The organism is Streptomyces sp. NPDC093064 (genome assembly GCF_044754605.1).
Classification (GTDB): Bacteria; Actinomycetota; Actinomycetes; order Streptomycetales; family Streptomycetaceae; genus Streptomyces.
Genome location: NZ_JBIVPK010000004.1, coordinates 173,966 through 198,151, shown reverse-complemented (window position 1 = coordinate 198,151; position 24,186 = coordinate 173,966). Strand labels below are relative to the sequence as shown.

Below are 24,186 nucleotides of genomic sequence, written 5' to 3'. Positions count from 1 at the left end.
GGCCTGGGTGGGCGGGTCGTCGGTGGCACGTGCCGTCGGGTCCGAGTCGCCGTCGCCGCCCGAGGGCCCGACGGGCCGCGGGGGGACGGGGGCGTGGCGCGCTTCCGTGCTCATGCACCCCCCGTTTCCTCGTGCCCGTGTCGTTGCACCGGGCACGGCCGTCCTCGTCGCCCCGCCCGGCGCGGACTCGTCGTCACCGGACACGCATACCCGTACGAGCGATCCGCCATCCCGGCTCAACGCCGCGGCCGGAATCACCTCGCGGTTCCGCCGTTCGTGCGCGTCACTCTACGGGCTGCCCCGGTCCCGGCGGGAACCAGTCCACGAGCCCAGGGGGATCTGCCCGGAACATCCCCCTACCCTGCGGTAATCAGGTCTGGCAGGCTGCGACCATGACTGCGCGCGCCGCCGACCGGGCCCGTTACGACCGGGCCACCGCCCAACTCGACGCCCCTGTCGCGATCGTGGACCTGGACGCCTTCGACGCCAACGCGGACGACCTCGTCCGCCGGGCCGGCGGCAAGCCGATCCGGGTCGCCAGCAAGTCCGTGCGCTGCCGGGCCCTGCTCGAACGCGCCCTGGCGAAGGACGGCTTCGCGGGCATCATGTCGTTCACCCTCGCCGAGTCCCTGTGGCTGGCCCGCTCGGGCTTCGACGACGTGCTGCTCGCCTACCCCTCCGCCGACCGCGCCGCCTACGCCGAACTCGCCGCCGACCCCAAACTCGCCCGCGCCGTCACGGTGATGGCCGACGACCCGGCGCAACTGGACCTGATCGACGCCGCACGCGAGGACGGACGTGAAGTCGTCCGGGTCTGCCTGGAGTTGGACACCTCGCTGAAGCTGCTCGGCGGGCGCGTGCGGGTCGGCGCGCGCCGCTCCCCGCTGCACTCCCCCGCCCAGGTCGCCGACATGGCCCGCACGGTGGCCCGGCGGCCGGGGTTCGCGCTCGTGGGGATCATGGCGTACGAGGGCCATGTGGCGGGTGTGGGCGACGCGGTCGCGGGGCGGCCGCTGCGTTCGCGCGCGATCCGGCTGATGCAGGCGGCGGCGCGCAGGAAACTCGCCGAGCGGCGTGCCGCGGTGGTGCGGGCGGTCCGGGCCGTGGCGCCGGACCTGGAGTTCGTCAACGGCGGCGGCACCGGAAGTGTGCAGCACACGGCGGCGGAGGACGCGGTCACCGAGATCGCCGCGGGCTCCGGGCTGTACGTCCCGCGGCTCTTCGACAACTACACGTCGTTCCGGGGCCGTCCGGCGGCGCTGTTCGCCCAGCCCGTCGTACGGCGCCCGGGGGTCGGGGTCGTCACGGTCCTGGGCGGCGGCTACCCGGCCTCCGGCGCGGCCGGCGCGGACCGGCTCCCGGAGCCGTACCTGCCCGAGGGGCTGCGCTACGACCCCCAGGAGGGTGCGGGCGAGGTGCAGACCCCGCTGCTCGGCTCCCCCGCCGACGACCTGCTGATCGGCGACAAGGTGTGGTTCCGGCACGCCAAGGCGGGCGAGCTGTGCGAACGGTTCGACACACTGCACCTCGTCGAAGGCGATCGTGTGACGGCGGCCGTGCCGACGTACCGGGGCGAGGGGCACACCTTCCTGTAGCCCCGGGCTCCTTCCCGTAGCCCCGGCCCCGCGGGCCTGCAGCCCCGGCCTTCCGGCGTCTCCGGCTCAGCTCGACGGGCCGATACTGCTGCCCACGCCGCCGCCGGTCGTGGTGTCGCCGATGGGCCGGATGCCCTTGGTGATCCTGTCCATGTCGGCCGGCGGCGGGCCGTCCGGGCCGGCGTCGAAGACGAAGCGGACGAGGACCGGCGCCTGGGTGCCGGTGCTGGACGGGAAGACGAGCGACTCGACGTAACCGCCCGGCCCCTCGGCGGTTCTGACCAGCCTGCGCACGAAGTAGCCGGCCCGGCCCGCGACCGCGACCTGCCCGGACGCGACGGTCCGCTGGGAGGTGATCCCGCCGTAGAGGCGCTGGCCGATCGCGTTCCGCTCGTACGCCTCGTCGGCCGCGTCCTGGATGTCCCGCCTGGCCAGGGTCTCGGGGGTGGTGCCCTCGGCCGCGGTCGCCGTGCGGGTGATGACCAGGCCGTGCCGGCACAGGCCCACCCCGGCGGGGCAGTCGTAGACACCGTGGGTGGTCATGACGACGTCGTCCTGGGCGACGTTCTCCGGTTTCTCCCAGCCCTTCGGCAGCGGCAGGGTGATGCCGTTGAGCTGGTCGACGGCGACGGAGGGATCGTCGTCGGCGGAGGCTGCCGGGGACGGCGACGAGGTGGCGGTGGGCACGCTCGTGGGCGCGGCGGACCGTGTGCCGGTGGCCGGGTCCGCCGGGCCACCGCCCCCGTCGTCCCGGCCCAGCAGGACCGCGCCCGTGACGACCGCGGCGACCAGGACGGCACCCGCGGTGACAAGGGCGACGGCCTTGACCCTGGACGGTCCCGCGCCGGCAGGAGGTGACGCGGACAGCTGCCCGGGCAGCCCGGGGGCGCGCCGGTGCTCGGTCCAGGCCGTACCGTCCCACCAGCGTTCCAGGTGGGGGGCGTTGGGGTCGCGGTACCAGCCGGGCGGGGGCGTCATGCTCACCCCGGCACTCTATGCACCCGGTCCTTCGGACTCATCGGCCGGTGGCCCCACGGGCGGCGCTCCGTGAGGCCGTGTCCGTGTGCACGGTCCGCCGGATCCGCCGAATCACCCGCGATCGGCGCACACGTCAGGCGCCGTCGCGCAACGTGCCCGGCTCCAGCCCGAGTTCACGCTCCGCCGTGGTGAACAGCAGGGTGTCGAGCGCGGGGTGGGTGAACCGCGTGTCGTCGTTGGCGTAGGAGCCGAGGCCGTCGATCGCCACGAGGATGACCACGCACGCCCCGAGGGCGTCGTCGGTGGTGAAGTCTCCCCCGCGCACACCGTCCTCGATCACGGCGGTCAGGGCGTCCCGCATGACCGCCTCCTGCTCGGCGACGACGCGCAGGAGGTTCGGGCGGTAGCGGGAGAGGTGGCGGGCGTTGAGCCAGAGCCGGCCGAGGTCGACGAAGTCCTCGCCGCCGAGGCGGCCCAGCAGGCGGCTCAGCCGCCGTACCGGCGGCAGCTCGGCCTCGGCCTCCGGCAGCAGGGCCTCGCGCTCGCGGGTGACCGCGCGCACGAACGCGTCGCACAGCAGGTCGTCGATGGTCGCGAAGTAGTGGCTGATCAGACCGGGGCGCACCCCCAGCTCGTCGGCGACGAGCTGCATCGTCACACGCTCCAGGCCCCGCTCCAGCGCAAGGCGGGCTGCCGTCTGCAGGATCTCGGTCCGTCGCTCGGCCGCGGTCTTCCGCGTCCGCGTGGCCCGGGGGGTTGACGTCATGCCGATCACACTATTGGATGGCGCACCAACAGTCTATTGGTGCCGACACCAACAAAACTGGTCCGCCTTGGCCGCACCCCCGGACACCTCGGTGGCGAGGACAGTGCCGTCTTTTCGTCTCTTCGAAGGAACCACCCATGCAGCGTTCCCCGCGTTCCCCGGCGGGCCCCGACGTGGCCGCCCCCGCCCTCGGACGTGACCGGGCCGGACTCGTCGAGAGCCGCGGCATCGACTGCGTGCCCGACTCGGAGCGGCACGGCACGGCGCGTGAGCTGTTCTCCGTCTGGGCCGCGCCGAACGTGAGCTACCTCAGCTTCGTGGTCGGGGGCACCCTCGTCCTGATGGGGCTGTCACTGACGGAGTCGCTGGCCGTCATCGTCACCGGCAACCTCTTCTGGCTCCTGACCGGGTTCATCGCCGTCAGCGGCCCCGCCGCGGGCACCTCGGGCTCGGTCATCTCCCGGGCCATGTACGGCGTCGTCGGCAACAAGGCCGTCGTCGCCCTCACCGGCTGGCTGATCTCCTCGCTCTACCTCGCGCTGAACTGGTCGGCGGCCTCCGTCGCCGGCCTCGGCCTGGCGGGACGGCTCGGCCTGCCGGACTCCGCCGCGCTGGACGCCGCGGTGGTCTGCGTGATCGCCGGCGCCACCATCCTCGTCGCGATCTACGGGCACGCGACGATCGTCCGCCTGTACACGGCGCTGACCATCGTCCTCACCCTGGTCTTCGTCGCCCTGAGCGTGATGGTGCTCGGGCACACGAACTGGTCGTACACGCCCGCCGAGCCGCTGACCGGGCTCGGCCACCTCGTCGTCCTGGCCTCCGGTTTCACGATCGTCGCCTCCGCCCCGCTGTCGTACTCCAACAGCCCGGACCTCTCCCGCTACCTGCCGCGGCACACCAGCGGGCGGGCCATCACGCTGTGGACCGCGTGCGGCGCCTTCCTGCCGAGCGTCGTGTTCACGGCGATCGGGGCCCTCGCGGCCACCACGCTCGACATGAGCGATCCGCAGGCGGCGCTGGAGAGCGTCATGCCGCACTGGTTCGTGCCCGTCTTCGTCACCGCGGTGGTGGTGAACACCGTGGCGAACAACGGCCTCACCGCCTACAGCTCCGGACTGTCCATGCAGTCGATCGGCGTGCGGCTGCCCCGGATGATCGCCGTTCTGGTCGTCGGCGTGATCGGCACCACCATGACGCTGTTCGCGCTCCTGGTCTTCGACTTCCTCACCGCCGTCAACGCCATGATGGAGCTGGTCGTGATCGTCACCGGCCCCTGCATGACCGTCTACGCCACCGACATCGTCCTGCGCCGCAACCGCTACGACGGCGAACTCCTCCACGACCAGAGCCGTACGAGCCCCTTCTGGTACCGCGGGGGCGTCAACTGGGCCGGTGTGCTCGCCACCCTGGGCGGCGCCGCCGCGGCCACGCTGTGCGCCAGCTCCACGTTCTGGGCCGGCCCCGTCTCCGCGGCCATGGACGGCCTCAACCTCGCCATACCCGTCGGCGTCCTCGGCTCGGGGGCCCTCTACTGGGCCCTGTCCCGCGCCCTCGGCACCCTCGCCCCGACGTCCTCCCCCACGACCGCTCGGCACTGACCGCTCAGCACGGAAAGAACTCCCATGAACGCCGACCTCATCGTGCGCGCGGCACGGATCGAGAACTTCGACCCCACGCCCGCCCGGACCACGGACACCGTGGTGGCCGTCCAGGACGGCAGGATCGTCGCCGTCGGCGGGGACGACGTCCTGCGCCACTGGACGGGCGCCGCCACCGACGTGCTGGAATTCCCCGGGGCGACCCTCACCCCGGGACTGACCGACGCCCACGCCCATCCGGTGTGGGGGGCGATCGAGGTCGGCAGCGGCCTGGACCTCGGCGGCCTGGCCACGCTCGACGCGGTGTGCTCCCGCATCGAGGACCGCGTCGCGGAGCAGGGCCGCGAGGCCTGGGTGACCGGGTTCGACCTCGACGTCAACGTCTTCGACGGGGAGCCCACCGGCCACCCGCTGGGGCGGCGCTTCCCCGGCGTGCCGATCTCGCTCATGACCCGCGACGCGCACTCCCTCGTGGTCAGTCCGGCCGTGGTCGACCGCGTCGGACTGACCGGCGCGGAGACCTTCGACGACGCCTCCGAGATCGTCGTCGGGCCCGACGGGCGGCCCACCGGCTTCATCGTCGAACTCCAGGCCATGGATCTCGTCCTCGACCACTATCCCGAGGTACCGCTCCCGGTCGCGGCCGGCCATGTCGCCGACCGGCTGCGCGAGTTCGCCGCCACCGGCCTCACCGGTCTGCACGCGCTGGACTTCACCGCGCCCTCCGAGGACGTCTACCGGGAGATCGAGAGGCACGGGGACCTTCCGCTGCGGGTGCGCTGCTCGCCGCTCGTGCCCGCCGACTCGGGACGGGACGTGTGGGAGGCCGTCGCCGCCCAGCAGGGGCTCGCCGGGCGCCGCTGGCACGTCGCCGGCGCCAAGCTCATGCTGGACGGCACCGCCGACAACGGCTCCGCCTGGTTCGAGCACCCCGACGTCTTCGGCCAGAACCGGCGGCCGCTGTGGAAGGACGTGGAGGGCTACCGCGAGGCCGTCCGGTTCTTCACCGAGCGCGGCATCCCCACGGCCACCCACGCCATCGGCGACAGGGCGGTGCGCACCGCCCTCGACGTGATCGAGGAGGCCGGCCACGCCACGTCCGCGCCGCACCGGATCGAGCACATCGAGTCGATCCCCGACGATCTGCTCCCGCGGTTCGCCGCGCTCGGCGTCGTCGCCGGGCTCCAGCCCGTCCACGCGACCCGTATGACCAGGGCCGACCAGCAGGACAACTGGTCCCGCCGGATCGGGCCGCAGCGGGTCGCCCACGGCTGGCGCACCCGCGACCTGCTCGACCACGGCGCCGTGGTGGCGCTCGGTTCGGACTGGCCCATCGGCATCGCGGACCCGCGGACCGCCCTCGCCGACGCCCAGTTGCGCCGGCCCGTCGAGGAGCGGACGGCCGCCCCCGTCCAACCCGGCCAGCGGATCAGTGCCCGGGAGGCCTACGCCGGGATGACCCGCGCCCCGGCCGTCGCGGCGGGCGCCGCCGACCGGCTCGGCCGGATCGCGCCGGGCTACCTGGCCGACCTCGCCGTGTTCGCCCGCGACCCGCTCGACCTGACCCCCGAACAGCAGACCGCCAACCCCGTCCTCGCCACGGTCGTCGGCGGCTCCGTTCTCCAGCACACGCCCCAGGAATGCGCCTCGTGACCTCCGCACCGTACCCCCGCCCCGACCACCGCCCGCATGTGAGCGCCGACGCCGCCGATCCCCGTCTGCGCGGCCGGATCCGGGGCCGGCAGCTCGCCGACGGGCTGCACGGCACCCTCGACGCCTACGACCGCCTCTTCACGCTCGCCGGCCTCCGCCCGGCCACGGTCCGCGACGCCGCCGACCGCGCACTGGACGCCATCGGCGCCTTCCGCCCGGCCCTGCGCGAGCAGATCGAGGGCATCGCCGAGGGAGCCGGGGTCGAGCCCTGGCAGGTGGCCGCGCTCAACGCCCGCACCGAGATCCTCGCCCGCGGCAGCGCCGTCCCGCCCGGTGAGTGCTCCACCATCGTGCGGCGGCTGCGGACGGCCGACGGGGGCAGCACCCACGTCGGCGTGCAGACCTGGGACTGGCACGTCGAGCTCAGCTCCTCCTGGCACACCCTGGAATCCGCCGGTGGCGCGCACCGGTACGTGGGCATCACCGAGCACGGCATCCTCGCCAAGATCGGCGTGAACAGTGCCGGGCTCGCCCTGCACTTCAACATCCTCGGCCACCGGGACGACCGCGTCGGCGGCATCCCCGTGCACGTCCTCGCCGCGCTCGTCCTCGAGGAGGCCGGCAGCGCCGAGCAGGCGCGGGAGATCCTGCGCGAGGCCCCGCTCACCTCGTCCGGGTCCTTCACGCTCTTCGACGCCCACAGCGCCCTCCTCCTCGACCTCAGCCCGGTGGGGGTCTTCGAGGTGCCCGAGGTGGCCGAGGGAACGCATCTGCGCACCAACCACTTCCTCACCGCAGTCCCCTCCCGGCACGAGAAGACCTGGCTCTACCAGCCCGACTCCGGCGAGCGCTACGCCTTCCTCCGCGACCGGCTCGCACGCAACCCCGTGGAGCATGCCGGTGAGCTGATCCAGCGACTCGTGACCGGCCCCGGGGAGCCCCCGGTGACCTGCGTCCCCGACATGGACGGGCCGACGGGCGGCCGCTGGGCGAGCCTGGCCACCGTCGTCCTCGACCCGGCCTCCCGCACCGCACAGGTCCTCGACGGCACACCCGCCGAACACACGACCCGCCCCTGGCGCTCACTGCACGCCTGACGCGGTCCTCACAGAACAGGAACGCGGCCCCCCACAGGCCGGGGAGGACCAGCCCGGCCTGCGGAGTTCTGACCCCGGGCCGGATCCCCTGTCGCAGCTCGGCACGGCAGGTTCCTGACCCCCGGGCCCGGACCCATCACCGCAACCCGACACGGCGGATTCCCGACGCCCCGCCGGGCCCCCGTCCCAGCCCAAGACAGCAGGTTCCCAACCCCGGCCCGCGCCCCCCGTCTCAGCCGGCCCCCGGCCTCGTGTGTTGTCCGATCGCGCTTTCCGAGCGGGTCAGGGACAGCAGTTCGCGGGCCGGGCCCACCGGGCGGTGGCCGGTGGGCCAGACCGCACGCAGGTCGCGTTCGAGGGTGATGCCGTCCACGGGCACGGGAACGAGCCGACGCAGCGACAGCTCCTCGCCCACCGCGAGTTCGCTGAGCACCGCGGGCCCCGCGCCGCTCACCGCGGAGGCCTTCACCGCCGTCGTGGAGGACAGCTCGATCAGCGGGCGCGCCAGGCCGCCGAGCGCCGCGTCCAGCACCTGCCGGGTGCCGGAGCCCTTCTCGCGCAGGATCAGCGGCGTGGTGGCCAGTTCCTCTGCGGACAGCGGCCGCCGGCGGCGGGCCCACGGGTGGGCCGGGGCGGTCACCACGAGCAGGCGGTCGTGGCCGATCACGACGGAGTCGAGACCGGACGGCACCGACACCCCCTCGACGAAACCGAGGTCCGCCTCGTCCCCCAGCAGCCGCTCCGCGACCACCGCCGAGTTCCCGGCGAGCAGGGACACCGCCGTGTCCGGCCGCCGGGTACGCAGCGCGATCAGCCATCCCGGCAGCAGGTACTCCGCGATCGTCATGCTGGCTGCCACCCGCAGCCGCGAGTCCCGCCGGTCCCGCAGCGCCTGCGCGCCCGCGTCGAAGGCCTCCGCAGCCTCGACGACCCGCCGCGCCCAGTCGGTGACCAGGGCTCCGGCGTCCGTCAGCCGCGATCCGCGCGGCGAGCGGTCCACCAGTGCCACGCCCAGCTGCCGCTCCATGGAACGGATCCGGCTGCTCGCCGCCGGCTGGGTGATGCCCAGCTCCCGCGCCGCCCCGCCGAGGCTCCCCAGCCGCGCCACCGCCAGCAGCAACTCCAGCGCGCCCAGGTCGGGCACCCGGTGCGCCAGCGAGGTCCTCGGCCGCCGTCCCGCGCCGTCTCCTCCGTTCATCTCGGTCCTCTCGGTGCTCCTCATAAGGCCAGCTTATGTCGTGATAGACACAAACCCCCTGGTGGGAGCGTACGGACCGGGAAAAGCTTGAGTCATGGTCACCGCAGCCCACACCCTGCCCCGGCAGGCCGCCCCCCGGCCCCGCGTCCCCGCCGTCCGCCATCTGGGCCCCAACTGGTACGCCTCCGTCATGGGCACCGCCGCCGTCGGCACGGCGGGCGCCGCACTGCCGCCGCACATCCCGGGACTGCGCACCGTGTGCACCGCCGTGTGGGCGCTCTCCCTCGTCGTGCTCGTGGCACTGCTCACCGCCCGCACCCTGCACTGGACCCACCACCGCGACCAGGCCCGCGCACACCTGCTGGACCCGGCGGCGGCGCCGTTCTACGGCTGTCTGTCCATGGCCCTGCTGGCCGTCGGCGGCGGCGCCCTGTCCGTCGGGCGGGACTGGATCGGCATCCCGGCCGCGGTCGCTCTGGACGCCGTGCTGTTCACCGCCGGTACGGCCGTCGGGCTCGCGGCCGCCGTGGCCGTGCCGTACCTCATGGTCGTGCACCACCGGATCGAGCCGCACCAGGCGACGCCCGTATGGCTGCTGCCGCTGGTCGCGCCCATGGTGTCCGCCGCCCTGGGGCCCGCCCTCGTGCCGCACATGCCGGCCGGGCAGGCCCGGGCGACCCTGCTCCTTGCCTGTGTGGCGATGTTCGGCCTCAGTCTGCTCGCGACCCTGGTCGTACTGCCGGTGATCTTCGGCCGGCTGCTCACGGCGGGCCCGCTGCCGCTCGCGCTGACCCCGACGCTGTTCCTGGTCCTCGGCCCGCTCGGGCAGTCCACCACCGCCGTCGGCGCCTTCGCGGACACGGCACCCGGTGTCGTACCGGCCCCGTACGCCGGCGGTTTCGCCGTGCTCGCCGTGCTGTACGGCGTCCCGGTCATGGGCTTCGCGCTGATGTGGTTCGCCTTCGCCGCCGCCCATGTGCTGCGCGCCGCCCGCCAGGGCATGGGCTTCGCCATGACCTGGTGGTCGTTCACCTTCCCGGTGGGCACCTGCGTCACCGGCGCCGCGGCCCTCGCCCGGCACACCCACCTCGCCGCCTACAGCGCCCTCGCGGTCGGTCTGTACGCCGTCCTCGTGACCGCCTGGGCCGCCGCGGGCGTGCACACCGCCCGCGGGCTGATCAGCGGTGCGCTGCTCGCAGCGCCTCGCCCAGCACCCGTGGAGCCCGCGCCAGTGACGGCCCGTACCACGTCAGGTGCCGCCCGCTGACCAGCGCGCAGGGCAGTCCGGGGAAGGCCTCGGGACCGTCGTCGGCAGCGAAGCGGTACGGCTCGTCCGGCAGTACGACGACGTCCGGGGCCGCCGCCCTCAGTTCTTCCAGCGGGACACGCGGATAGCGCTCGGCGTGCCGGGCGTAGAGGTGGTCGACGCCCAACCGGGCCAGGACGTCGCCCGCGAAGGTGTCCCGGCCCAGCACCATCCAGGGCCGCCGCCAGATCGGTACGACGGCCGTCGTACGGCGCGGGGGCACGGGCGGTGACGACCAGGCCGCCTCGGCCTCGTCCAGCCAGCGGGGCCGGCCGGTCCCGCCGCACGCGCGCAGCACCCGCGCCAGTTCCAGGAAGGCCTGCGGCAGGTCCCTGATCTCGGTCACCAGGACCTCCAGGCCCGCCGCGCGCAGGGCGTCGAGGTCCGGCGCCCGGTTCTCCTCCTCGTTGGCGATCACCAGGTCGGGGGCGAGGGCGGCGATCCGGTCCACCTTGGAGTTCTTGGTGCCGCCGACCCGGGTGACGTCGAGGTCCGCCGGATGAGTGCACCAGTCGGTGGCGCCGACGAGCACACCGGGCAGGGACACGGCCACCGCCTCGGTGAGCGAGGGGACCAGCGAGACGACCCGCATCAGCGCGACCGGTCCTGTACCGCCTCGATGTGCTCGGCGACCGCGACCACGATCACCCGGGTGTAGGGCACGGTCGCCCGCCACCGGTGGCGGACCCCACCGGTGAGGTACATCGTGTCGCCGCGCACCAGCCGGTAGGCCCGGCCCTCCGCCTCGATCTCCACCGCTCCGTCGGCGACGTACATCAACTCGTCGTTGCGGTGCTGGAATTCACGGCCGGCGTCGTGGTCCCCGGTGAACTCCGAGGCGTGCAGCTGGTGGTGGCCGCGCACCAGGGAGCGCACCAGGGGTTCGGGTTCCAGCTCGGTGACCTCGGCGCGCACGACGTCGACGCTGCACGCCGGGTCGGCCGCCGCCAGCAGCTCCACGGCGGTGGTGCGCAGTGCGTCGGCGACCTTCTCCAGGGAGGTCTGGCTGGGCCGGGCCCGGTCGTTCTCGATCTGGCTCAGGAAGGGGACCGACAGGCCGCTGCGGTCGGCCACCACGGCGAGGGTGAGCCCCAGCGCGCGGCGGCGCCGCCGGACGGCCGCGCCCACTCGAAGGGGCCGCTCTTTGTTGTCGCCCATCGCTCCGGCTCCCTCCTTCGCTCGTCGGTCCGCTGCTCGTGGGCCCGGTTCCGGGCGCACTCCTTCTGATGAGTTCTCTGCACCCTATGCATGTCCGGCAAACAGTTTCCTGTCGTCGTCACGTACCTGTAAGGATCGCGCGGGCCCGGGGCGCGTGGGGGTGGCTCTGCGTGGTTGGCCGGATTCCTTCTGTGGACAAGCGTGGGCGGGCCCGTTCCACGCATCGCAGAGCGATGCGGGCGGGCCCGCCCCTTCGGCGGTTTCCGGGTCGGCGGCTACTGCGGGGTCATCCGCGCCGGGACGTCGGGGTGCTGCTTCAGCCAGGCGGTGACGGCCTCGGCCTCGTGGCCCTGACCGTGCTGGTTCATCTCGCTCTCCAGGCTGCCGAGCTCGTCCTCGCTCATCCTGAAGTTCTTGATCCACTTGGTGAGCTGCGGGTACTGCTCGGGGAACTTGGCGCTGGAGATGGTACGCACCGTGTTGCCCTCGCCGAAGAGCTTCTTGTCGTCGGCGAGCTTGGTGAGGTCGTAGCGGCTGTACGCCCAGTGCGGCGACCACAGCACCACGGCCACGGGCTGCTTCTTGGCGTACGCGCGCTTGAGCTCGGCGAGCATCGCGGGCGTGGAGCCGTCGACGACCTTGTACTCCTTGTCCAGGCCGTAGCCGGGCAGGACCTTGTCCTTCAGCAGGGTCATCTCGCCGGTGCCCGGCTCGATGCCGATGATCTTCCCGTTGAAGGTGGACGCCTTGCCCTTGAGGTCCTCCAGGGACTTCACGTCCTTGACGTAGGACGGCACGGCGATCTCCAGGGAGGTCGGCTCGTACCAGGTGCCGAGGTCCCTGAGTCTGTCCTTGTTCTTGTCCCAGTAGTTCTTCTGGGCGTAGGGCAGCCAGGCGTCGAAGTTGAGGTCGATGTCACCGCCGGCCAGGCCGGTGTAGACCGGGCCCACGTCCATCTGCTTGAGGTTCATCCGGTAGCCGCGGCGCTCCAGGACGTTCTTCCACAGATAGGTGACGGCGATGTCCTCGTCCCACGGGAACCAGGCGACGTTCAGGGTGCGCTTGGCCTCGGCCGGCTTGGCGGCCGAGTCCCCGCCGGGCAGCGGGGCGATCTTGTCGACGACGTCCGGGTTGTCCTTCAGCCAGGCGCGGACGGCGTCCTGCTGCCGGCCCTTGCCCGCCTTGTTGATCTCGGCCTCGAGGCCGGTGAGCTGCTTCTCGGCCAGCTTGAAGTTCTTCAGCCACGTGCCGACGACGGGGTCGTCGTTCGCGAAGCCCTTGCGGGCCAGCGTGTGCACGCCGTCGCCCTTGCCCCAGGAGCCCTTGGGGTCCTTCAGCTTCTTCAGATCGAAGTCGCTGTACGCCCAGTGCGGTGACCAGAGCGTGACGACGATCGGTTCCTTCTTGCTGTACGCGCGCTTGAGCTCGGCCAGCATGGCGGGCGTGGAGCTGTCGACGACCTTGTACTCCTTGTCCAGGCCGTAGTCCTTGAGGACCTTGCTCTTGAGCAGGGCCATCATGCCGGCGCTGGACTCGATGCCGGTGATCTTCCCGCCGAACTGGCCCGCCTTGCCCTTGAGGTCCTCGAGCGAGTTCACGTCCTTCATGTACGAGGGGACGGTCAGCTCCAGGGACGTCGGCCCGTACCAGGAGCCGAGGTCGTCGAGCTTGCTGCCGTACTTCTTCCAGTACTCGGCGTGGGTCGTCGGCAGCCAGGAGTCCGTCTCGAAGTCGACGTTGCCCTGGGCGAGCGCGGTGTAGAGCGGTCCGGCGTCGAACTGGCGGGCGTCGACCTGGTAGCCGCGCTGTTCGAGGACCTCCTTCCACAGGAAGGTGGACGCGACGCCCTCGTCCCACGGGATGTATCCGATGGTGATCTTCTTGCCGCGGCCGACGTCGCTGCCGTCGCCGGCGGCCGTCGCACTGCCGCCGCCCCCCGCGAAGAGGCCCATGCCGCCCGCGACCAGGGCGAGGATCACCACGCCGATGACGGCGATCTGCGGCTGCGGCCGGTAGGACCAGATCTTCAGGCCCTTGGCGGCCCGCGCCTTGGCGGCGGCGCGCCGGCCCAGCGGTGAGACCTCGGTGCCCAGGGCGCTGGTCATGCGGTCGAGGTAGATCGCGAGGATCACGATGGCGATGCCGGCCTCGGAGCCGAGGCCGACGTTGAGCTGGCCGATGGCCTCGTTGACGTCGCCGCCGAGGCCGCCGGTGCCGACCATGCCGGCGATCGCGGCCATGGACAGACCGAGCATGATCACCTGGTTGACGCCGGCCATCACGGTGGGCAGCGCCAGCGGAAGCTGGACACGCAGCAGCGTGTTGCGGGGCGTGGTGCCGAACGCCTCGGCCGCCTCGACCAGTTCCTTGTCGACCTGGCGGATGCCCAGCTCGGTCATGCGGACGCCGGGCGCGAGGGCGAAGATCAGGGTGGCGACGATGCCCGCGGAGGCGCCCGTGCCGAAGAACAGGATGGCCGGGATGAGGTAGATCATCGCGGGCAGCGTCTGCATGAAGTCCAGGACCGGCCGGACGAAGGCGCTGACCCGGTCGGAGCGGGCCGCCCAGATGCCGACCGGCACCGAGATCACCAGCGCGATGATCGTGGCGACGAGGACCAGCGACAGGGTCACCATCGCGTCCGACCACAGTTCCATGGAGTCGATGAAGGCGAACCCCACGAAGGTGAGCACTCCGGCGAAGGCGCCGCGCAGCCACCAGGCGAGCACGGCGAAGATGCCCGCGAGCAGCAGCGGCTCCGGCGCCTGGAGGACGGCGTTGATGCCGTCGTAGGTGCCGGTGAACACGGCCTTGAAGAAGTCGAAGAGCCAGGACATGTGGCCGAGCAGCCAGTCGACCGCGGAGTTGACCCAGTCGCCGAGCGGGATCCTAGGCACGGGCCACCGCCTTGTCGCCACCCTTGTCCCGCGGCGCGTCGCAGCTCACCTGGGAGCTCTGCTCGTCGCCCAGGAAGCCGACGAGGCGCTGGCGCGGAACGATGCCGACGATGTCGCGGTGCTCGTCCAGCACGGCGACCGGGTGGGGCACGCGGGCGCTGATCGCGCACAGCTCGGTGAACGGGGTGTGCGGGGTCGCGGTGTCGCAGCCGCAGTCCGCCTCGTCACCGCGTACCTCGCGGTCCATGACCGACTCGGCGGTCAGCACCCGGGACCGGTCGACGTCCTGGGTGAAGGAGGCGACGTAGTCGTCGGCGGGGCGCAGCAGGATGTCCTCGGCGGTGCCGGTCTGCACGATGCGGCCGTCGCGCATGACGGCGATCCGGTCGCCCAGGCGCATGGCCTCGTTGAGGTCGTGGGTGATGAAGACGATGGTCTTCTTGAGCGTCTTCTGGAGCTGGAGCAGCTGGTCCTGCATGTCGCGCCGGATCAGCGGGTCCAGGGCGCTGAAGGACTCGTCCATCAGCAGCAGGTCGGCGTCGGTGGCCAGGGCGCGCGCCAGGCCCACCCGCTGCTGCATGCCGCCGGAGAGCTCGTCGGGCCAGGAGGACTCCCAGCCGGCCAGACCGCACAGGGCGAGCGCCTCGTCGGCGCGGCGTTCGCGCTCGGCGCGGGGCACGCCCTGCACTTCCAGACCGTAGGCGGCGTTCTCACGGACGCTGCGGTGCGGGAAGAGCGCGAAGTGCTGGAAGACCATGCTGATCTTCCTGGAGCGGACCTCGCGCAGCTCGCGGTCGCTGAGCGCGGTCAGGTCCTGGCCATCGAAGCTGACGCAGCCGGCGGTCGGCTCCAGCAGCCCGTTCAGCATCCGCAGGAGCGTGGACTTGCCGGAACCGGACAGGCCCATGACGACGAAGATCTGGCCGGGATCGACGCTGAAGGACGCGTCGATGACGGCGGCGGTGGTGCCGTCGGCGCGCAGGTCCTCGCGGTCGGCACCCTGCCGTAGCTTTTCGACTGCCTCGTCCGGTCGTCGGCCGAACACCTTGAACAGGTGCTGGGCCTGAAGTCTTGAAGACACGCGTACCTCTTGTCTCGGGGCCAGGAACGGGATGCGGAGGGCCGCTAACAGTTGAAGAAAGCAACCACCTTCGATCCGAGGCGCGCCTGCCCAGACCCATTTGGCTCAAACCAAACGTGGCCTGCTTCACATTGCCCTCGTCTTCCGTTCACGTGGAATCCACGGTTCCCGGCCTTCCGGTGACTGTCGGTGCCGTACGGCATGATGCGAGACGTGACCGGACGACTGATGCTCCTCGACACCGCCTCCCTGTACTTCCGCGCCTATTTCGGCGTCCCGGAGTCGATCAAGGCCCCCGACGGCACGCCGGTGAACGCCGTGCGCGGGCTGCTCGACTTCATCGACCGGCTGGTCAAGGACCACCGGCCCGATCACCTGGTGGCCTGTATGGACGCCGACTGGCGGCCGGCCTGGCGGGTGGAGCTGATCCCCTCCTACAAGGCGCACCGGGTGGCCGTGGAGCACACCGGCGGTCCGGACGAGGAGGAGGTGCCGGACACCCTGTCCCCGCAGGTCCCGGTGATCGAGTCCGTCCTGGACGCGGTGGGCATCGCGCGCGTGGGCGTCGCGGGGTACGAGGCGGACGACGTGATCGGCACGTTCACCGCGCGGGCGATGGGCCCGGTCGACATCGTCACCGGCGACCGGGACCTGTACCAGCTGGTGGACGACGCCCGCGGGATCCGGGTGCTGTACCCGGTCAAGGGCGTCGGCACGCTCCAGGCCACCGACGAGGCGGCGCTGCGGGAGAAGTATGGGGTCGACGGCCCGGGGTACGCGGATCTGGCGCTGCTGCGCGGCGACCCGAGCGACGGACTGCCGGGCGTGCCCGGCATCGGGGAGAAGACGGCGGCCAGGCTGCTCGCCGAGTTCGGCGACCTGGCCGGGATCATGGCGGCCGTCGACGACCCGAAAGCGAAGCTCACGCCGTCGCAGCGCAGGCGGCTCGACGAGGCGCGGCCGTATCTCGCGGTGGCGCCGAAGGTCGTGCGCGTCGCCGCCGACGTCCCGGTGCCGGACGTGGACACGGCGCTGCCGCGCGCCCCGCGCGATCCGGCGGCGCTCGAGGAACTGGCGGCCCGCTGGGGCCTGGGAGGTTCGCTTCAGCGGCTGCTCGCCACGTTGCCGGCGTGACGGCTGTGGCGACGCGCGCGGGCGGCGGCCGGACGGGAGAGGAACTCACCGGGGCGAGGTGTTAGCTTAGGTAAACCTAAGCGAGGGGAACAGGGAGGCCGTCATGGCAGAACGTCCGGCGCGCAAGCCGCGCAGGACCCACTCCGCGCAGGTCGTCCGGACCGAACGGCTGACCCCGCACATGCAGCGCGTGGTGCTCGGCGGGGAGGGCCTGGCCGGCTTCTCGGCGGACACCTGCACGGACCACTACGTCAAGCTGCTGTTCCCTCCCGACGGGGTCACCTATCCGGAACCCTTCGACCTTCAGGGGATCCGCGAGGAGTTGCCGCGCGAGCAGTGGCCGGTGACCCGGACGTACACGGTGCGCGCCTGGGACCCCGGCCACCGCGAGCTGACCCTGGACTTCGTCATCCACGGCGACGAGGGGCTGGCCGGCCCCTGGTCGCTGCTGGCGCGGCCGGGCGAGACCGTGCACTTCCTGGGTCCGGGCGGCGCCTACGTCCCGGACGCGAGCGCCGACTGGCATCTGCTGGCCGGTGACGAGAGCGCCCTGCCGGCGATCGCGCGCTCCCTGGAGGCACTGCCCGAGGGTGCGACGGCCCACGCCTTCATCGAGGTAGCCGGTCCCGAGGAGGAGCAGAAGATCGACTCCGACGTGGAGGTGGTCTGGCTGCACCGCGGCGAGCGGCCCGTCGGCCGGGCGCTGGTGGAGGCCGTACGGGCGCTGCCGTTCCCCGAGGGCCGGGTGCACGCGTTCGTGCACGGCGAGGCCGGGTTCGTGAAGGAGCTGCGCCGGCTGCTGCGGGTCGAGCACGCCGTGCCCCGCGAGGACCTGTCGATCTCCGGCTACTGGCGGCTCGGCCACGACGAGGACGGCTGGCAGGCCTCCAAGCGCGACTGGAACGCCCGGATCGAGGCGGAGCAGGAGGGCTCGGCGCCGGCCGCGTGAGCGACGTACGAAAGCGGCGGTACCCGGGTCGGTACCGCCGCTTCCGCGTGGCTCAGACCGACCGCTGGTAGGAGCGGAACGTCCGTATCGACAGCCACACCGCGGCCACCGCCAGGGCCAGCAGCGCGCCGCCCCGGCTCCCCACGACACTCCAGTCGGGATGCGCGGACATCGCGGAACGGCCCGCCACCATCGCCCAGTTGAGCGGGTTGAAGTCGGCGATGTGGCGCATCCAGGCAGGCATCTGCGCGGGCGCCATGAAGGCGGAGGACAGGAACGTCAGCGGCAGCAGCAGGAAGGTGTTGATTCCGATGATGGACTCCCGCTCCTGCACCAGCATGCCGAGCGCGTTGGACAGTGCCCCGAAGACCGTGCCCAGCAGGACCGAGGCGAGCACCAGGATCAGGACACCGCCGACGCCGCCGGGGTAGTCGGCCCCGCCCAGCAGGCCGAGCAGCACGATGACGACCGACTGCAGGGCGGTGACCAGGCCGTTGTGGACCACGTTGCCGTTCATCAGGGCGGCCCGGCTGACCGGGGTGGTCAGGAACCGGTTGAGCGTGCCGCGCTGGATCTCCTCCAACGTGCCCATACCGGCCCACATGTTGGAGCTGAGCGCGCTCATCACCACCACGCCCGGCACCAGGTAGTCCAGGTACGAGGTGGTGCCGAAGCCGCCGAGCTCGACGACCTTCCTGAAGAGGTTGCCGAACAGGAACAGCCAGATCACCGGTTGGATCAGTGTGATGACCGCGTAGGCCGGCTGGCGCGCGAACACCATCAGCTGACGCTGGGTCATGTACCAGGTCTGGGAGATCGCGGTGCTCATCGCGCACCTCCGGCGAGGGCAAGGGCCTCGGTGCCGGGGGCTGTGCTCTCGGCTTCCGCCTCGGCGTAACGTCGGCCCGCGTAGCGGAGGTAGACGTCGTCGAGGGAGGGGCGGGCCACGGTCGCCGCGGTCACGGTGACCCCGGCGCGCTCCAGCCCTGCGAGGAGCGCGGGCATGGCGGCGGCTCCGTCGTCGGCACGGGCGCTGATCCGGCGCCCGTCGATCAGCACCTCGTGCACGCCGGGCAGGGCGCCCAGGGCGCTGCCGAGCACCGTACGCCCGGCCTCGCCGACCGCCTCGCGCAGTTCCACGTGGACCGCGTCGCCGCGCAGTTCGCCCTTGAGGGAGTCCGGGGTGCCCTCGACGACGACCCGGCCGCGGTCGACGATGGCGATGCGCTCGGCGAGCCGGTCGGCCTCCTCCAGGTAGTGCGTGGTGAGCAGGATGGTCAGGCCCTCCTCGCCGGCCAGGCGGCCGATCTCGTCCCACATCGCCGTACGGGCCTCCGGGTCGAGGCCGGTGGTGGGCTCGTCGAGGAAGAGGACCTCGGGCCGGTGCACCAGTCCGAGCGCGACGTCCAGGCGCCGCCGCATACCGCCGGAGTAGCCCTTGACGGGGCGGCGCGCGGCGTCGGCGAGGCTGAACCGCTCCAGCAGTCCGTCGACCCGCCGGTCCAGGCCGGCGCCCTTCAGTCCGTAGAGCCTGCCCTGGAGCCTGAGGTTCTCGCGCCCGGTGGCGACCGGGTCGGCGCCCGAGCTCTGCGCGACCACGCCGATGGCACGCCGCACCCGGTCCGGGTGGCGCAGCACGTCGTGGCCGGCCACGGTCGCCTCGCCGGAGTCGGGGCGGGCCAGGGTGGTGAGGATCTTGACGGTGGTGGACTTGCCGGCGCCGTTCGGGCCGAGGAGACCGAAGACGGTGCCCGGCTCGACGGTGATGTCCATACCGTTCAGGGCGGTGACGTCACCGGGATAGGTCTTGGTCAGCCGGCGTGCCTCGACGGCGGGCGCACGTGTGGGACTCATGGCGAAGCTCTCCTGGATGCGTGGATGCGGATGGGTGGCGAAGATCGCCGAATGATCCACGTGAGAGCGCCGGGCTATCCTGGGTGTGCCGCACCTCGATCGCCCAAAGAAGCCTCACGGTGGATTCGGCTCGGGGTTCGAGACCCTGGCGGGGCTGCTGCAACAGCCCTGCCGGGGTCTGTCTCATTGACGGTTCACTTCTGGTAGTGGCGTTCCTCGGCTTCCTTGAACTCCGCGGGGATCTCCCCCGTCTCGTGGAACCGGCGCCAGCTCTCGACGCCCGGCAGCGAGCCCTCGCGGATCTCGCGGGCGAAACCGCGGACCCACTCCGTCTCCGCCTCGGCCATGTGCTGGTGGTACTCGACCTCGACGAGGAACAGGCGCGGCAGCGTCTCGTAGAGCTTGTCCAGCACCGCCCGTCCGCTCGCCACCCGCATTTCCAGGGCGGTCAGCCGCTCCTCCAGCAGCCGCACGACGTCGTCCGGGGGCAGCGCCCCCAGCAGCGAGAGCGCGGTCTCGAAGATCGGGTACTCCTTGGCCGGTACGGCGACGAGGTCCGACAGCCACCGCGTCATCTCCTCGCGGCCGGACTCGGTGAGCGCGTAGATCGTGCGCTCGGGGCGGTTGCCCCGCCGCTCCACGTCGACCACCTCGACGAAGCCGCGCTCCTCGAGGTTCTGCACGACCGTGTAGAGCGAGCCGTAGTTGATCTTGGTGCTGGCGTCCTTGCCCTGGCGGCGCAGGGTCTGCGCGATCTCGTACGGGTGCATGGGCTTCTGCCAGAGCGTGGTCATCACGGTCAGAGCGAGCGGATTACTCAACTTTCTGCGCCCGCCGGCCATGTCCAATCACCTCGCTTCCGAATATCCGTAGCCGAACATATCGCGACTCGGCCGCCTCCGTCAATACACGCGATATATCGTGGCTTCGGGGGCGGGAACTCCGCCTCAGTCCCCGCGGACGCGCGCGTGCAGATGCATGTCGTGCCAGCCGTCCGCGTGGAGGCCCGAACTGCGCTTGGTGCCCTCCAGGGCGAAGCCGGTCCTCGTGGCGACGCGGCAGGAGGCGCCGTTGCGCACGGAGTGCAGGAGTTCCAGGCGGTGGAACCCGGTGTCCTCGAACGCCCAGTGGACGAGGGCCGCGGTGGCGCGCGAGGCCACGCCCCGGCCACGGGCCGCCGGAGCGGTCCAGTACGCCACCTCCGCCGCACCGTCCTCGAACCGCACCTCGCGCAGCGCGACCCGCCCCACCGGGCGGCCGGTGTCCGCGTCGGCGACCGCCCACTGGGCCTCCCGGTCAGCGGCCCAGGCGGCACGCCACTCCTCGATCCAGCGGGCCGCCTCGGCCTCGGACTCGGCGGCCCTGGCGTGCCACTGGTGCATGACCGGGTCCTGGAAGACGTCGTGGACGACGGGCGCGTCCTCGGCCGTCCAGGGCCGCAGGAGGAGACCGTCACCGGTGGGAAGGGTGGGCTGCGCGGTGCGCGCGAAGGTGCCGGCGGGAAGTACCGGGCTGGTGAGAAGAGGCATGGCCCGTATCCTGCCCAGGCGCGGGCCACCGGCGCAGTGGTTTTCCCAGGCCGCGGGCGGCCTCGTAGGCTTCGGTCGATGCGACGCAAGACCCATACCCCGCCCTCTCCCCTGCCCCAGCGCCACGGGGTGGACGCGGTGCGGGTGCGGCTGCCCGCCGCGGGGACCTGGACCACCGTGCGGGCGTATCTGGTGGAGCGGCTGTCGGGGGCCGGGCCCGGCGTGGTCGGGGCCATGGTCGACGCGGGCCGGGTCGTCGGGGCCGACGGACGGGCGGTGGCGCCCGACGCGCCGTACGAGCCGGGGATGTACGTGTGGTTCCACCGGGAGCTGCCCGAGGAGGTGCCGGTGCCGTTCCCGCTTCGGGTCGTGCACCGCGACGAACACCTCGTCGTCGTCGACAAACCGCACTTCCTCGCCACCACCCCGCGCGGCTCGCACGTCACCGAGACGGCGCTGGCACGGCTGCGACGGGAGCTGGGGATCCCCGCGCTGAGCGCCGCGCACCGCCTGGACCGGCTCACCGCCGGGCTGGTGCTGTTCACGGTGCGGCCCGAGGAGCGCGGCGCCTACCAGACGCTGTTCCGCGACCGGCTGGTGCGCAAGGAGTACGAGGCGGTGGCTCCGTACGACCCGGCACTGGTCCTGCCGCGGACCGTGCGCAGCCGGATCGTGAAGGAGCGCGGGGTGCAGGCCGCCCGCGAGGTGGCGGGCGAGCCGAACGCCGTCACACGCGTGGAACTCGCCGAGCACCGCGGGGACGGGCTCGGGCGGTACCGGCTGGTGCCCGCCACCGGGCAGACGCACCAACTGCGGGTGCACATGAACGCGTTGGGCGTGCCGATCCTGGGCGACCCGCTCTACCCGGTGGTGACCGCCCCCGTGCCGGCCGGCGACTTCCGGCGCCCGCTGCAACTGCTCGCGCGGACGCTGGAGTTCACGGATCCGGTCACGGGGGCGGAGCACCGGTTCACCAGCGGGCGAGTGCTCCAGGCCTGGTCCGACTTCGCCGGGTGGGCCGGTCAGTAACCGCGCCACCAGCGCAGGAAGCGCTGCCAGGCGCCCTGGGGGCGGGCCGCGTCGGCGGCCGGTGCGGTGTCCGGCTCCCCGGCGCCCGGCGGCTCCTGCACCGCCGCGGGCGTGGGCTGCGACTCGGAGGACGGCACGGATGACGGCTCGGGCGGCGACTCGGGTGACGACACAGATGACGGCCCGGGCCGCTGCCGGGCGGTCGCGGTGCCGACCTCCCAGGCCGGGCGCGGCGGCGTAACCGGGTGCGGGGTGTGGCTCGGCTTCGATCTCTCGTCCTGCTGCGGCCGCGGAGTGAAGCGCACCGGCAGCTCCACCAGATGGCGGGAGGCGATCGACTCCGTCCAGCGCAGCTCCGCCTCGTCGCAGTCGAGCCGGACGTCCGGCAGCCGGGTCAGCAGCATGTCGACGCCGACGTCGGCGATGGCGCGTCCGACGTCCTGGCCCGGGCACTCGTGCGGGCCGCCGCCGAAGGCGAGATGGGAGCGGTTGCCCTGCATGTCCGCCGTCGGGCCCGGCCGCACCCGGGGATCGACGTTGCCCGGCGCGATGCCCAGCAGCAGCCCGTCGCCCCGGCGGATGCGCCGGCCACCGAGTTCCGTGTCCTGCTTGGCGAAGTAGCCGAAGATGGTGCTGAACGGCGGCTCGTCCCACAGGGACTGCTCGACCGCCTCCGGCACCGTCATCTGGCCGCCGTTGAGCTGGGCCCGGAAGCCGGGCTCGGTCAGGACCCGGCGCACGGTGTTGGCGAGCAGGTTGGCGGTGGCCTCGTAGGTGCCGATGAGCACGACGCGCAGGTGCTGGCCGACCTCCTCGTCGGTCAGGCCCGTCGGGTCCGGGCCCGGGTTGTCCTTCTTCAGCCCGTCCCAGAACGCCTCGACCCACAGGCCCGGTTCGGAGTCTTTCCTCGTGGGCGCGGGCCCGGGTCCGGGCACGGCCCGCACCGTCCCGCCCTCCCGCTCGGCACCCTCGGCGGCCTGCTCGGCGACGCGCCGGCTCAGCGGGGTCCTGGCCCGGCTGCGGCGCTGCGGCAGGCCGCCCGCCGTCCACTCGGTGACCTCGGGGGCCTCGTCGTCCGCCAGGGACACCGCGGCGGGGACGTGGGGGCTGGTGGGGCGGCGCCTCTTCGGGGCGCGCTCGGGGCCCGCCACCGCGCCCTCCCCCGGAGCCGGGACGGAGGTCGCGCCGATGCCGTGGGCGAGTCCCGGAGCGGGATCGGTGGTCGTCATGTCGCCGGGCACGACGAGGACCGCGCGGACACCGCCGTACGCGGAGGCCCGCAGGGAGACCTGCATCTTGTGCTTCGCGCACAGCCGCCCCACGACCGCGAGGCCCAGGCGGGGAGTGTCGCTGAGGTCCAGCGGGTCGACCCCGGCCCTGGCCGCCTCGAGCAGCCGCTCGATCCGGGCGCGGGTCTCCTCGTTCAGGCTGACGCCGCCGTCCTCGATCTCGATGGCGACGCCGGTCTGCACCTCGACGGCCGTGACGTGGACCTTGGTCTGCGGCGGCGAGTAGCGGGTGGCGTTGTCGAGGAGTTCGGCCGCGGCGTGGATGACGGGCTCGACGTCGACGCCCTTGATGTTGACCTTGGCGATGGAGTGCAGTTCGATGCGCCGGTACTCCAGGATCCGGGACATGGCACCGCGCAGCACGCTGTAGAGCGTGACCGGGTTGGGCCACTGCCGGCCGGGGCGGCCGCCGCCGATGACGGAGACGGAGTCCGCCAGGCGGCCGATCAGCGCGGTGCCGTGGTCGATGCGCAGCAGGTCGTCGAAGACCTCGGGGCTGCGGCCGTGGTCCTCCTCCATCTCCCTGAGTTCCCTGGCCTGTTGGTGCACGATCGCCTGGACGCGCCGGGCGATGCTGACGAAGGCGCGCTGGGTGGAGTCGCGGATGTTCTCCTCGTCGTCCACGATCTTGAGGATCATGCGCACCACCGCGCGCTGCGACTCGGGGATCCGGCGCCACTCGGGGTGGCCGTCGACGATGTCGCGCATCACCTCGGAAGGTGTGTGGCTGCCGCGCAGGTGGTCGATGGCGGCGGGGAGGATGTCGGAGGCGAGACGGTGGATCTCCCGGTCGTGGGCGGCCAGGCGCCCCTCCAGGTCCGCGGTGCGCCGGGTGTGCTCCGCCCGCTGGTCCCGGATGGCACGTCCGCGGCGCACCGCTTCGGCGCCCGTGCCGAGCACCAGCAGGGTGGCGACGGCACCGCAGCAGGCGACGGCGAGGCGGGCCGAGTCCGTCACCAGGGCGACAGCGGCCCCGGTGGCCGCCGCCATCACCAGGGTGGGCAGCAACAACACGCGCGCGTAGGGAAGTTCACGGCCACCGGGGGGCGATTGAACACTCACCATGTAAGCA

At 72.6% G+C, this 24,186-nt stretch carries 19 protein-coding genes and 1 pseudogene; 8 read left to right on the top strand and 12 right to left on the bottom strand.

Annotated features, from left to right (window positions below; all coding sequences use genetic code 11):
• Positions 1 to 392 precede the first annotated feature (392 nt).
• Entirely contained in the window at positions 393 to 1,595 is a 1,203-nt protein-coding gene (locus ACIQFZ_RS07355; RefSeq protein ID WP_402690799.1) for an amino acid deaminase/aldolase, read from the top strand.
• A 66-nt stretch (positions 1,596 to 1,661) separates the two neighbouring features.
• Here the strand turns inward: ACIQFZ_RS07355 and ACIQFZ_RS07350 are convergent, their stop codons facing one another.
• On the bottom strand, positions 1,662 to 2,573 hold the full coding sequence (locus tag ACIQFZ_RS07350) for a DUF2510 domain-containing protein (RefSeq protein ID WP_402690838.1): 912 nt from the start codon (positions 2,571 to 2,573) through the stop codon (positions 1,662 to 1,664).
• Between the two features lie 133 nt (positions 2,574 to 2,706).
• Positions 2,707 to 3,339 carry a TetR/AcrR family transcriptional regulator gene (locus ACIQFZ_RS07345; protein WP_383058795.1) on the bottom strand — a complete coding sequence of 211 codons (633 nt, stop codon included), beginning with the start codon at positions 3,337 to 3,339 and terminating at the stop codon, positions 2,707 to 2,709.
• A 137-nt stretch (positions 3,340 to 3,476) separates the two neighbouring features.
• On the opposite strand from ACIQFZ_RS07345, the gene ACIQFZ_RS07340 reads away from it, so the two are divergent.
• From ACIQFZ_RS07340 to ACIQFZ_RS07330, 3 genes are read left to right on the top strand one after another with little or no spacing between them, the layout of a single operon-like run.
• On the top strand, positions 3,477 to 4,940 hold the full coding sequence (locus ACIQFZ_RS07340; protein WP_402690798.1) for a purine-cytosine permease family protein: 1,464 nt from the start codon (positions 3,477 to 3,479) through the stop codon (positions 4,938 to 4,940).
• A 24-nt stretch (positions 4,941 to 4,964) separates the two neighbouring features.
• Positions 4,965 to 6,593, top strand: coding sequence for an amidohydrolase (locus ACIQFZ_RS07335; protein WP_365418509.1), 1,629 nt, complete (start codon positions 4,965 to 4,967; stop codon positions 6,591 to 6,593).
• Entirely contained in the window at positions 6,590 to 7,690 is a 1,101-nt protein-coding gene (locus ACIQFZ_RS07330) for a C45 family autoproteolytic acyltransferase/hydolase (protein WP_383058790.1), read from the top strand. The genes ACIQFZ_RS07335 and ACIQFZ_RS07330 overlap by 4 nt, the downstream gene beginning before the upstream one ends.
• Positions 7,691 to 7,922: 232 nt before the next feature.
• On the opposite strand, the gene ACIQFZ_RS07325 is transcribed toward ACIQFZ_RS07330, so the two are convergent.
• Positions 7,923 to 8,912 (bottom strand): LysR family transcriptional regulator, encoded by a 990-nt coding sequence (locus tag ACIQFZ_RS07325; protein WP_376651661.1) that lies wholly within the window; start codon positions 8,910 to 8,912, stop codon positions 7,923 to 7,925.
• Positions 8,913 to 8,982: 70 nt separating this feature from the next.
• Between ACIQFZ_RS07325 and ACIQFZ_RS07320 the strand changes: the two genes are divergently transcribed.
• Positions 8,983 to 10,155, top strand: coding sequence for a TDT family transporter (locus ACIQFZ_RS07320; RefSeq protein ID WP_402690797.1), 1,173 nt, complete (start codon positions 8,983 to 8,985; stop codon positions 10,153 to 10,155).
• Here the strand turns inward: ACIQFZ_RS07320 and ACIQFZ_RS07315 are convergent.
• The 4 genes from ACIQFZ_RS07315 to ACIQFZ_RS07300 all read right to left on the bottom strand — a co-directional run bounded on the left by ACIQFZ_RS07315 (position 10,067) and on the right by ACIQFZ_RS07300 (position 15,330).
• On the bottom strand, positions 10,067 to 10,786 hold the full coding sequence (locus tag ACIQFZ_RS07315; RefSeq protein WP_402690796.1) for a helical backbone metal receptor: 720 nt from the start codon (positions 10,784 to 10,786) through the stop codon (positions 10,067 to 10,069). The genes ACIQFZ_RS07320 and ACIQFZ_RS07315 overlap by 89 nt on opposite strands.
• Entirely contained in the window at positions 10,786 to 11,352 is a 567-nt protein-coding gene (locus ACIQFZ_RS07310; RefSeq protein WP_365418497.1) for an XRE family transcriptional regulator, read from the bottom strand. The genes ACIQFZ_RS07315 and ACIQFZ_RS07310 overlap by 1 nt, the downstream gene beginning before the upstream one ends.
• Positions 11,353 to 11,627: 275 nt before the next feature.
• Positions 11,628 to 14,249, bottom strand: coding sequence for an ABC transporter permease/substrate binding protein (locus ACIQFZ_RS07305; protein ID WP_402690795.1), 2,622 nt, complete (start codon positions 14,247 to 14,249; stop codon positions 11,628 to 11,630).
• A complete protein-coding gene (locus ACIQFZ_RS07300; RefSeq protein ID WP_365418492.1) occupies positions 14,242 to 15,330 on the bottom strand; it encodes a glycine betaine/L-proline ABC transporter ATP-binding protein in 1,089 nt (362 codons plus the stop codon). Before ACIQFZ_RS07300 ends, ACIQFZ_RS07305 begins: the two co-directional genes overlap by 8 nt.
• Before the next feature lie 204 nt (positions 15,331 to 15,534).
• On the opposite strand from ACIQFZ_RS07300, the gene ACIQFZ_RS07295 reads away from it, so the two are divergent.
• Both ACIQFZ_RS07295 and ACIQFZ_RS07290 read left to right on the top strand, forming a co-directional pair.
• On the top strand, positions 15,535 to 16,464 hold the full coding sequence (locus tag ACIQFZ_RS07295) for a 5'-3' exonuclease H3TH domain-containing protein (protein ID WP_383058831.1): 930 nt from the start codon (positions 15,535 to 15,537) through the stop codon (positions 16,462 to 16,464).
• A 103-nt stretch (positions 16,465 to 16,567) separates the two neighbouring features.
• Positions 16,568 to 17,413: a siderophore-interacting protein gene (locus ACIQFZ_RS07290; protein WP_365418489.1), complete on the top strand. Its 846-nt coding sequence runs from the start codon at positions 16,568 to 16,570 to the stop codon at positions 17,411 to 17,413.
• Between the two features lie 52 nt (positions 17,414 to 17,465).
• Here ACIQFZ_RS07290 and ACIQFZ_RS07285 read toward each other — a convergent pair whose 3' ends face one another.
• The 4 genes from ACIQFZ_RS07285 to ACIQFZ_RS07270 all read right to left on the bottom strand — a co-directional run bounded on the left by ACIQFZ_RS07285 (position 17,466) and on the right by ACIQFZ_RS07270 (position 20,796).
• Complete coding sequence (locus ACIQFZ_RS07285; protein WP_141362569.1) at positions 17,466 to 18,242, bottom strand: ABC transporter permease; 777 nt, start codon at positions 18,240 to 18,242, stop codon at positions 17,466 to 17,468.
• Complete coding sequence (locus ACIQFZ_RS07280) at positions 18,239 to 19,267, bottom strand: ATP-binding cassette domain-containing protein (protein WP_376651666.1); 1,029 nt, start codon at positions 19,265 to 19,267, stop codon at positions 18,239 to 18,241. Before ACIQFZ_RS07280 ends, ACIQFZ_RS07285 begins: the two co-directional genes overlap by 4 nt.
• 194 nt (positions 19,268 to 19,461) lie before the next feature.
• Positions 19,462 to 20,109 (bottom strand): PadR family transcriptional regulator, encoded by a 648-nt coding sequence (locus tag ACIQFZ_RS07275; RefSeq protein ID WP_141362565.1) that lies wholly within the window; start codon positions 20,107 to 20,109, stop codon positions 19,462 to 19,464.
• A 105-nt stretch (positions 20,110 to 20,214) separates the two neighbouring features.
• Positions 20,215 to 20,796, bottom strand: a complete 582-nt coding sequence (locus ACIQFZ_RS07270) for a GNAT family N-acetyltransferase (RefSeq protein ID WP_402690794.1) — start codon at positions 20,794 to 20,796, stop codon at positions 20,215 to 20,217.
• 78 nt (positions 20,797 to 20,874) lie between these two features.
• On the opposite strand from ACIQFZ_RS07270, the gene ACIQFZ_RS07265 reads away from it, so the two are divergent.
• The gene (locus tag ACIQFZ_RS07265; protein ID WP_402690793.1) at positions 20,875 to 21,825 is read left to right on the top strand and encodes an RluA family pseudouridine synthase; all 951 of its coding nucleotides are present in this window, start codon (positions 20,875 to 20,877) and stop codon (positions 21,823 to 21,825) included.
• An 818-nt stretch (positions 21,826 to 22,643) separates the two neighbouring features.
• Here the strand turns inward: ACIQFZ_RS07265 and ACIQFZ_RS07260 are convergent.
• A pseudogene (locus ACIQFZ_RS07260) lies at positions 22,644 to 24,179 on the bottom strand (ATP-binding protein); the annotation flags it as partial.
• Between the last annotated feature and the right edge of the window lie 7 nt (positions 24,180 to 24,186).

Bases quoted from the DNA above. Each gene is read 5' to 3' on its own strand.
- ACIQFZ_RS07325 (WP_376651661.1), bottom strand. From the start codon at position 8,912: ATGAGGAGCACCGAGAGGACCGAGATGAACGGAGGAGACGGCGCGGGA.
- ACIQFZ_RS07290 (WP_365418489.1), top strand. From the start codon at position 16,568: ATGGCAGAACGTCCGGCGCGCAAGCCGCGCAGGACCCACTCCGCGCAG.
- ACIQFZ_RS07265 (WP_402690793.1), top strand. From the start codon at position 20,875: ATGCGACGCAAGACCCATACCCCGCCCTCTCCCCTGCCCCAGCGCCAC.
- ACIQFZ_RS07340 (WP_402690798.1), top strand. From the start codon at position 3,477: ATGCAGCGTTCCCCGCGTTCCCCGGCGGGCCCCGACGTGGCCGCCCCC.
- ACIQFZ_RS07320 (WP_402690797.1), top strand. From the start codon at position 8,983: ATGGTCACCGCAGCCCACACCCTGCCCCGGCAGGCCGCCCCCCGGCCC.
- ACIQFZ_RS07280 (WP_376651666.1), bottom strand. From the start codon at position 19,267: ATGAGTCCCACACGTGCGCCCGCCGTCGAGGCACGCCGGCTGACCAAG.
- ACIQFZ_RS07285 (WP_141362569.1), bottom strand. From the start codon at position 18,242: ATGAGCACCGCGATCTCCCAGACCTGGTACATGACCCAGCGTCAGCTG.
- ACIQFZ_RS07270 (WP_402690794.1), bottom strand. From the start codon at position 20,796: ATGCCTCTTCTCACCAGCCCGGTACTTCCCGCCGGCACCTTCGCGCGC.
- ACIQFZ_RS07350 (WP_402690838.1), bottom strand. From the start codon at position 2,573: ATGACGCCCCCGCCCGGCTGGTACCGCGACCCCAACGCCCCCCACCTG.
- ACIQFZ_RS07335 (WP_365418509.1), top strand. From the start codon at position 4,965: ATGAACGCCGACCTCATCGTGCGCGCGGCACGGATCGAGAACTTCGAC.
- ACIQFZ_RS07315 (WP_402690796.1), bottom strand. From the start codon at position 10,786: ATGCGGGTCGTCTCGCTGGTCCCCTCGCTCACCGAGGCGGTGGCCGTG.
- ACIQFZ_RS07295 (WP_383058831.1), top strand. From the start codon at position 15,535: ATGCGAGACGTGACCGGACGACTGATGCTCCTCGACACCGCCTCCCTG.
- ACIQFZ_RS07355 (WP_402690799.1), top strand. From the start codon at position 393: ATGACTGCGCGCGCCGCCGACCGGGCCCGTTACGACCGGGCCACCGCC.
- ACIQFZ_RS07275 (WP_141362565.1), bottom strand. From the start codon at position 20,109: ATGGCCGGCGGGCGCAGAAAGTTGAGTAATCCGCTCGCTCTGACCGTG.
- ACIQFZ_RS07310 (WP_365418497.1), bottom strand. From the start codon at position 11,352: ATGGGCGACAACAAAGAGCGGCCCCTTCGAGTGGGCGCGGCCGTCCGG.
- ACIQFZ_RS07345 (WP_383058795.1), bottom strand. From the start codon at position 3,339: ATGACGTCAACCCCCCGGGCCACGCGGACGCGGAAGACCGCGGCCGAG.